We start from the raw sequence: 8,662 nt of genomic DNA, 5'->3' as shown, positions 1-8,662 counted from the left end.
GTGGCCGCCCGCGCTGTGCCCGATGGCCGCGATGCGGGAGGTGCTGACGGGCAGGTCCGCGAGCAGGTCGATCCCCGCGGCGATGTCCTCGAACGTCGCCGGCCAGCCGCCCCCGGCGCCTACCCGCCGGTACTCCAGGTTCCACACCGCGTATCCGCGCTGCACCAGGTCGGCGGCGAGCGGCCTACCGAGCGACAGGTCGTAGCGGGCGCGCCAGAATCCGCCGTGCACGATCACCACGGTGGTTACGGCCGCGCGGCCGGGCAGCCACAATTCCCCGTATTGCGCCGGGTGCGGGCCATAGGGATAGCGGGCGGGTCGCATCGATCCCGCCCTTTTCAGGATGGGTATCACCGAGCCGCGTCACCGGCGTTCCCGCGCTGGACAACGGCGAGCAGCGCGGTGTAGGCGCGGATCAGCGCGGCGCGCTCCAGCGAGAGCAGCGGGCTGTCGGGCCGGCAGCCCGTCCTGACCCACTGATCCGACAGATCCATCGCCTGCACCCGGTACATGGCCGTCGGCCTGACGGCCGCCTCGGTCTCGCCGAATAGACAGCAGTACAGGCGGGTCACCGCCTCGACCAGTTCGTCGCCCGTCTCCGTGGGATCCGGCGCATACTGGCGCTCCCGGTGCGCACGCCACCAGTCGATCTCCAGGCTGGCCGCCAGTGCCGGGTCTGCGGGCTCGCCGAAGCGGAGCCTGACCAGGGCGTAAAGCTCGCGCATGTGGGCCCTGGCGCCATCGGGGTCGTTGTCGGGGTACGGCGCCCACAGCTGGGCCGCGCGCAGCATCAGCCGGGCACCCTGCAGGACTACCAGCCAGTCTGTCCCGAAGCCCAGCCGGAGAAGGCTGACCATGGCGGCCAGCACACGGGTCCACCGGCGCAGGTAATAGGCCACCCACATCCGGTATTCCAAGTCGGCGATGCGGACGGGGTCAAAAGATCGCAGCCCAATCGACGACCCCGCGCGGTCCCACCAGATGCCCACCAGCCCTCCTTCACCCGCGCCTGCCGCTTGGGCAGCGAGGTTCCATGCCGACATCATCGCGAGCCGGCGGTCATGACACATCACCCGTACCGGGGTGAACTCGGGCACCGGGGATCCTGGTCGCCCGCGCCGGCGCAACCCGCCAGAAATCATCCGGTGGAGGGTGAGGAGCCGCGCACCTGGCGAGGCACCCTCAGCCAGGGCCGGAACCGGCCTTGGTCATGAACCACCCCCGCGAGCGCGTCCCGTGTTCACGTTGGCAGCTCGGACATAGGGTCATCATCAGCGCCATCAAGCCGTTGGTCAAGGTTAGGGAGCTTGCATGATTCACCCCATGCGCGTGCTCGTTACCGGAGCGAGCGGCCGGGTTGGACGGGCCGTGGTCGACTCGCTGATTGCCGCGGGCGTGCCGGTCCGCGCCCTGACGCGTCGCCCCGAGGCGGCGGCACTGCCAGCGAACGTCGAGGTCGTTACCGGCGACCTCACCGTGCCCGAATCGCTCGACGCGGCACTGCGCGACGTCGGCGCCGTCTTCCTCGTCTGGACCGTTCCGCTGGCGAGTGCTCCGGCAGTCGTCGAACGTCTCGCGGCCCGCGCGCGGCGTGTGGTGTTCCTGTCATCACCGCACCAGACCCCGCACCCGTTCTTCCAGCAGCCGAACCCGATGGCGGTGCTGCACGCCGATATCGAGCGGCTGATCGCGGCCACGGGGCTCGAATCGACGATCATCCGGCCGGGGATGTTCGCGTCGAACACGCTGTTCTGGTGGGCGCCCGCGATTCGCGCCGACGGTGTCGTCCAGTGGCCCTACGGGGCCGCCGAGACGGCACCCGTCGATGACCGCGACGTGGCAGCCGTCGCGGCGCGGACCCTGTACGAGGACGGGCATGCCGGAGGCGACTACGTCCTCACGGGCCCGGAGTCACTGAGTCAGGCGGAGCAGGTGGGCATCATCGGTGACGTCACAGGGCGCCGGATCAGGTTCGAGGAGCTGACGCCGGACGAGTTCCGCAGCGAGACGGCGGGAACCTGGCCGCGCCCGGTCGTCGACATGCTGCTCGACGCGTGGGGCGCGGCGATGGGAAGGCCGGCGTACGTCACCGCTACGGTGTCGGACATCCTCGGATCGGCGCGGCCGTTCCGCCAGTGGGTGGCCGATCACGCCACCGCCTTTACGGAAGGTGCCGGGTTAGGCTTAGGCGGACGACCGGTCTTCGACGACGAGACAGGTGAGGTGGTGCCGATGGCGACCAGCAAGCAGTGGGTAGTTGACACCCTGCGTCACCTGGGCTTCACGCAGGCCGCTGAGGATGCGCTGCGGGAACTGCCCGAGGAGATCGATGCCGAGCAGCTTCGCGAATTCGGCGACCGGCATGGCATCGGCAGCAACATGCTGACCGATCGGATGGGCGGCAGCCCGTAAGCGGTGAACACCGGGGCCACCTTCATCACCCAGATGGCGGGTTCAGGGGACGGGATCCGGCTGGCGGTCAAGGACCTGATCGATGTCGCGGGCGTGCCCACCACGGCCGGCAGCCGGGCGCTGGCTGCGACCGCCGCCGCCGCTGAGCGGGACGCGCCGTGCCTGGCTGGCGCGCGCGCCGCAGGTGCGCGGATCGTGGGCAAGGCCAACCTGAACGAGCTGGCGTATGGCGCGAGCGGAGTGAACGAGTATTTCGGCACACCGGTCAATCCGCTCGATCCCGGCCGGGTTCCCGGCGGATCATCGAGCGGATCGGCGGTCGCGGTGGCCGGCGGGGAGGCAGATCTCGCTTACGGCTCCGATACCGGCGGCTCGATCAGGGTGCCGGCCGCGTTCTGCGGCATCACCGGGCTGAAGACCACACACGGCCGGATCCCGCTGGCCGGGGTGTGGCCGCTGGCGCCGAGCATGGACACCATCGGCCCGATGGCGCGCGATGTGGCGGGCGTAGCGGCGGGCCTGGCCCTGCTCGAGCCGGGTTTCTCCGTCGACGTGACAGCCGCCGCACAGGTCGGCCGGATCCGGCCCGGCGGCTTCGGCGTGGACCCGGTCATCGACGCGGCGGTGGACGCCGCGCTCGCACGCTGCGGCGTGGAGGTGATCGACGTGGAACTGCCCGGCTGGGAGCTGGCCAGCAGAACGTCCGACGTGATCATCGACGCCGAGGCGGTGGCATCGAACCGGGTGCTGCTGGCCGATCCTGCCCGGCGCGACCTGCTCGGCCCGCGGGTGCGGGCCAGCCTCGCCGAAGCCCAGGCCGTGACACCCGGGCAACTGCTGCGGGCCAGGGCCGAGCAGGAACGCTGGCGAGCCGCCATGGCGGCGGCAATGCGCGAGACCGGCCTGCTCGCGCTCCCGACGGTTCCGTTCTTCCCGCCGCGACTCGATGCCGCCATCAGGCCGGGCTACCTGGCACTCACCAGGGCTGTCAATCTGGCGGGTCTCCCCGCATTGGCACTGCCGGTGCCGACCGGGCGGCGGTTGCCCGCCAGCCTGCAGCTCATCGGCGGACCGAACGCGGAGGCGCTGCTGCTTGCCACCGGCGCGATGATCGAGGCGGCGGTCGGCGGCCTCGCGGCGCATACAGTTCCAGGCCGCTCATCAAAGCGTTGACTCCCGCCGCCTCCCGGCGTTAACTGCGGCTGTCGGGAACAGGCGGGAGGAGAGGCGTGCGGGCGGAGGATGCCGAGGGCGCCGGGCGCGGCAATGCCGCGATCGAGTGGGGCAGCGACGCCATGGCGGAGCTGCTGCACCGCATGGACCTGCGGTACATCGCGCTGGTGCCCGGCTCGAGCTACCGGGGACTGCACGACAGCCTGGTGAACTACGCCGGCAACCGTGATCCGCAGCTGCTCACCTGTCTGCACGAGGAGCACGCCGTCGCGATCGCGCACGGCTACGCGAAGGTGACCGGGCGCCCGATGGCCGTCGCGGTGCATAGCAACGTCGGCCTGATGCACGCGAGCATGGCCGTTTACAACGCCTACTGCGACCGCGTTCCGATGCTGATTATCGGGGCCACCGGCCCAGTGGACGCGGCCCAGCGGCGGCCCTGGATCGACTGGATCCACACCTCAGCCGACCAGGGCGCGCTGATCCGCCAGTACTCCAAGTGGGATGATCAGCCGGCCTCAGTCGAGGCGGCCCTGGACTCGCTCGCCCGCGCGTATTCGATCACCAGGCAGGCACCGTCCGCGCCGGTCTACGTCTGCCTCGACGTGAGCCTGCAGGAGCAGCCGTTGCGCAGTCTTCCGGCGATCCCTGATGTCGGCAGGGACCGGGCGCCGTGGTCAAACGGACCCGACGCGCTCGCGGTCGCGGCCACGCTGCGCCTTCTGGGCGAGGCGCGCCTGCCGTTGTTCCTGCTCGGGCGCCTCGGACGCGACGAGCAGGACTGGGACCGCCGGGTCACCCTGGCGGAACGGTACGGGGCGCTCGTGATTTCCGACCTCAAGAACGGCGCGGTCTTCCCGACCGGGCACCCGCTGCACCCGGTTCCGCCTGGCATCTTCCTGCCTGCCGCGGCCGCTGAGCTGATCGGCGCCGCGGACGTGATCCTCAGCCTTGGCTGGGTCGACGTGGCCGGAACCATCTCCGCGGCCGCCGCTGACGGGCACCCGGCCTCGGCGCGGATCATCTCGTGCACGATGGACTCCGCGCTGCGCAACGGCTGGTCCATGGACTCCTTCGGGCACGAGCCCGTCGACCTGTCCGTACCCGCCGACCCTGACCTGCTGGTCCGCGCGCTGGCTGACTCGGATGAGCGGGTGAAGCCGAGCGAATGGCCGGCCAGGGACAGCGCTGGCGCGCCACCCGCCGACGGCGCCGGCGTTTCGATGCACGACCTGGCGAGCGCGCTGCATGGCGCGCTCGCGGGTTCGCCCGCCTGCCTGGTCAGGGTCCCGCTCGGCTGGAACGGCGCCGATCTCGAGGCAGGTCATCCACTGGACTACCTGGGCCTGGACGGCGGTGCTGGCATCGGCTCAGGGCCGGGAATGGCGGTGGGCGCCGCGCTCGCGCTTGACGGCAGCGGGCGGCTGCCGGTGGCCATCCTTGGTGACGGCGACTTTCTGATGGGCGGGACGGCTATCTGGACCGCGGCGCGCTACCGGCTGCCGTTGCTGATCGTGGTGGCGAACAACTCCTCCTTCCATAACGACGTAGTCCACCAGGAGCGGATGGCCAGGCAACGTCACCGGCCGACAGGGAACTCCTGGATCGGCCAGGCCATTTCCGACCCCGATCCGGATATGGCGTCGTTTGCCCGTTCGCTAGGCTTCCATGCCGTCGGGCAGGTAAACGACCGGTCCGCGCTGCCATCCGCGCTCGCCGCGGCGGTCGCCGCCGCCCGCTCAGGACAGTGCGTGCTGGTGGATGTGCGAGTCCGCCCGGACTCGTAGGGAGGCCCGTCTTGCAGGAAATCACGGTCGGCGTGGTTGCTCCGGCTTACGTCAACATCCCGCTGTGGGTGGCGCAGGAGCGCGGGTTCCTTGACCGCCGCGGGCTGCGCGCCACCGAGCGGATCCTCGGCACCACCGACGGCGTGACGAGCGCGCTGCGGCGGGGCGAGGTTGATATCGCGCTGACGGCGCCGGAGGGCAGCATCGCGGACGCCGTAGCCGGCGGCTCGCTTCGGGTGGTGGCGGGCCTCATCGACCGCCCGCCGCTGTCGATGATCGCGCTCCCCAGGCACCGCACGTTCGGTGACTTGCGCGGGGGCAGGATCGGGACATCGTCGCTGCAGGAAGGCACCCGGCACGTCGCCCAGCGGATGCTCGCCGCGCATGGCCTGACCTATCCGGGCGACTACGACTTCGCGCTCGAAGGCTCGCATGTCGAGCGGTGGAAGGCGCTGCAGGCCGGGACGATCGACGCCGCGCTGCAGATGATTCCGTACGACTACCTGGCCGCCGACGCCGGCTTCACGAACCTCGGGCCGGTGACCGGGGAATTCGCCCTGAACGCCGTCTGCGTCAGCCTCTCGACGCAGCGGACCCTGATTCGTTCTTTCCTGCAGGCGCTCGCCGAAGCGGCGGAATGGTTCCGCGGCAACATCGGGGAGTCGGCGGCTATCGCCGCGGCACGCACGTCGGTCGAGCCGCGCTACGCGCTGCGCGCCTGCGAGGCGCTGGCTGCCGCCGGGGTCATCCCGCGGGACCTGCGGTCCGCGCCCGCCGCCCTCGTGGCGGTTATCGAGGCGATGCGGTCGAGCGGCCTGATCCCGCCGGACGCGCCAGACCCGATCGCCGCCGCCGTCGACTACTCGTACCTGGGATGAGCACGGCCGCCCGCCCGGCAAGCTCCGGGAGCTACGACGTGGCCGTGGTCGGCGGCGGCCCGGTAGGCATGTGGCTCGCGGCCGAGCTGCACCGCGGCGGAGTGCGCCCGGTAGTCCTGGAACGGCACGCGGAGCGGCCGGCGCACTCGAAGGCCCTGACGATCTACCCGCGCACCATGGAGCAGTTCGCGATGCGCGGGATCGCGGACCGCTGGCTGGCCGAAGGCACGCCGGTGCCGTCCACGCACTTCGCGATCCTGCGGAACCGGCTGGACATGTCGTTCCTCGATACCCGTTACCCCTACACGCTCTTCCTGCCCCAGCGGCGTACCGAGGAGCTCCTTGAGGAGCACCTGACCGAGCTGGGCGTGCCGTACCTGACGGAGCACGCCGTCACCGGCCTGCGCCAGGACGAGACCGGCGTCGACCTCGACGTGGACTCGCTCAGCGGGCCTACGAGTTTCCGCGCCGCCTACGTCGCGGGCTGTGACGGCGCCAGGAGCGTGATCCGCGCCGCGGCCGGAATCGACTTCGCCGGGACCCCGGACACCTGGCGGACCATCATGGGCGACGTCGAGCTGACCAGCCCCCCGCCGTCCCCGGCGCTTACCCTCAACCAGCCGGGCGGTTCGCTCTACATGGTGGCGCTCGGGGGCGGCCGGTACCGGCTGGCCACGATCGACCACGCGACGATGTACAGCCTGTCCGATGAGCCGGTGACGTTCGCGGATCTGCGAGCGAGTGCGCTGCGCATCGCGGAAACCGACTTCGGCATGCGGGAAACCGCCGACGCGTGGCTGAGCCGGGTGGGGAACGCGACCAGGCAGGCAGCCTGCTACCGGGCGGGGCGGGTGCTGCTGGCCGGGGACGCGGCGCACGTCCACTACCCGGCCGGGGGGCAAGGACTGAACCTCGGGCTGCAGGACGCCACCAACCTGGCGTGGAAGCTGGCCGCCGAGATCCGCGGCTGGGCGCCACCCGGCCTGCTGGACACCTACCATGCCGAACGGCATACCGTCGGCCTCGACGTGATCGATAGCTCTCTCGCGCAGTGCGGGCTGTTCGCCAATGCCAGCCGGGAAGGCATCGCGCTGCGGGATCACTTCAACGCGATCCTCGGCACGGACCCTGCCCTGTGCCGGGAACTCGCCACCCGGCTCTCCGGCCTGGCAATCCGGTACCCCGCGCCCGACCAGATCGCGGGCCAGCGAGTCCCCGATCTCGACCTGCGCGGCGCCCCCGCCGCCACGATCTTCGGCCTCCTGCACCCAGCGAGGTTTCTCCTGCTCACACAGGGAACCGCGGTGGACGTCCCCGCTGGCTACCGGGACCGGCTGGACATCGTGACCGCGGAACTCACCGCGGACCGCCCGGAATGGGCCAGCGTCCGCTCCCTGCTCATCCGCCCCGACGGCTACCTCGCCTGGGCAGCCGATACCGACGACGCGCCGCCGCTTGCCGCATGGCTCGGTAGCGCCTTATCCCACATCTTGCTGTTCAAGCAGGAGAGCACCACCGCCAGCGGCCAGCACGCCTGCGCGGCGCCGGCCACCCGCTCGGCCAGCCCGGCCTGCCCCGACCCCGTTATCAGCTCGGCGCCGAACCACATGACCAGGGCGAGCAGCACCGCGACGGCCGCTGCGGCTACCGCGGGCCGTAGGGCCCACGGAACGCCGCTGCCCCGCCGCCAGGCCCCGGCAGGCCAGGCAGTCACTCCCACTAGCCCGATCGATGCCCAGATAATGTGCCCCCACGGGTAGGGATCTCCCACGCGCTCCGGATTAGCCGCCACCAGCATGCCCGCGACGGCCCCGGTGATCAGGATCAGCCGCCCGGCGGTCCCGGCCGGCCGCAGCGCGAGCGCGGTCAGGACGTAGCAGACGCCGACCACCACGAATGTCAGCGTCATCACCCACCGGTCGGCCGCGCCCTGCGCGGCCAGCGCACTGACCGTATCGGCGACCGGGTCGAATCGCGGCTGCAAGCTGGCGGCCAGCGTCCACCCGCCGACCATCAGGACCGGAGCCGCAGCCGAGGAGACCACGCCCCACCAAGGCACGCTCCGCATGCCACCACCGTAATTGAACCACCTCAGACCCACGGCGGCGAGGTCCCGTGTCGCTGGCTGATGACCGCTGCGAAGCCTCGTCGGTGGAGCGGTTACAGCGCTGGACTGTGGGTAGCGGTACGGCCTGCCTGCTGGCCATGACAGGAAGGATGCTGGATATGTGGATGCTGCTGTCCAGGCGGCTGCGCGCGTGGGTGCTGCTGTCGATCGCGTTGCCGCTGGCGCGAGTACTTGTCCACCGGCTCGCACTCGCCGCTGAACGCCGTGATCCGTCAGCCCGTACGGCTAGGGCGCTTCGCCAGGCTGACTCGGCAGTGACTACGGTATCCCGGCGCGCATCCCGC

General features: G+C 71.0%; 8 protein-coding genes and 1 pseudogene. 6 read left to right on the top strand and 3 right to left on the bottom strand.

Translation table 11 applies throughout. From position 1 onward, the window contains the following. Both WA805_RS21265 and WA805_RS21260 read right to left on the bottom strand, forming a co-directional pair. Positions 1–324 (bottom strand): alpha/beta hydrolase (locus WA805_RS21265; protein WP_425243198.1); only part of this gene is annotated, 324 nt, incomplete at its 3' end. 26 nt (positions 325–350) lie between these two features. Further along, on the bottom strand, positions 351–1,097 hold the full coding sequence (locus WA805_RS21260; protein WP_422280979.1) for a hypothetical protein: 747 nt from the start codon (positions 1,095–1,097) through the stop codon (positions 351–353). A gap of 226 nt (positions 1,098–1,323) precedes the next feature. Between WA805_RS21260 and WA805_RS21255 the strand changes: the two genes are divergently transcribed. The 5 genes and pseudogenes from WA805_RS21255 to WA805_RS21235 all read left to right on the top strand — a co-directional run. Further along, the gene (locus WA805_RS21255; RefSeq protein ID WP_425243197.1) at positions 1,324–2,412 is read left to right on the top strand and encodes an NAD(P)H-binding protein; all 1,089 of its coding nucleotides are present in this window, start codon (positions 1,324–1,326) and stop codon (positions 2,410–2,412) included. Positions 2,413–2,415: 3 nt separating this feature from the next. Next, positions 2,416–3,585, top strand: a complete 1,170-nt coding sequence (locus tag WA805_RS21250) for an amidase (RefSeq protein ID WP_422280975.1) — start codon at positions 2,416–2,418, stop codon at positions 3,583–3,585. A 56-nt stretch (positions 3,586–3,641) separates the two neighbouring features. Continuing rightward, the gene (locus tag WA805_RS21245) at positions 3,642–5,372 is read left to right on the top strand and encodes a thiamine pyrophosphate-binding protein (protein ID WP_425243196.1); all 1,731 of its coding nucleotides are present in this window, start codon (positions 3,642–3,644) and stop codon (positions 5,370–5,372) included. 11 nt (positions 5,373–5,383) lie between these two features. Then, positions 5,384–6,250, top strand: coding sequence for an ABC transporter substrate-binding protein (locus tag WA805_RS21240; RefSeq protein ID WP_422280971.1), 867 nt, complete (start codon positions 5,384–5,386; stop codon positions 6,248–6,250). Continuing rightward, positions 6,247–7,716: pseudogene (locus WA805_RS21235) on the top strand (FAD-dependent monooxygenase); the annotation flags it as partial. The gene WA805_RS21240 and the pseudogene WA805_RS21235, both read left to right, overlap by 4 nt. On the opposite strand, the gene WA805_RS21230 reads toward WA805_RS21235, so the two are convergent. Further along, positions 7,665–8,264, bottom strand: coding sequence for a DUF998 domain-containing protein (locus WA805_RS21230; protein ID WP_422337964.1), 600 nt, complete (start codon positions 8,262–8,264; stop codon positions 7,665–7,667). The pseudogene WA805_RS21235 and the gene WA805_RS21230 sit on opposite strands and share 52 nt — an antisense overlap. Before the next feature lie 161 nt (positions 8,265–8,425). On the opposite strand from WA805_RS21230, the gene WA805_RS21225 reads away from it, so the two are divergent. After that, on the top strand, positions 8,426–8,662 hold a 237-nt coding region (locus tag WA805_RS21225), incomplete at its 3' end, for a hypothetical protein (protein ID WP_425243195.1).

The sequence above is a fragment of the Trebonia sp. genome (assembly GCF_049794275.1).
Taxonomy (GTDB): Bacteria; Actinomycetota; Actinomycetes; order Streptosporangiales; family Streptosporangiaceae; genus Trebonia.
This window is presented reverse-complemented; position numbering and strand designations above follow the sequence as displayed.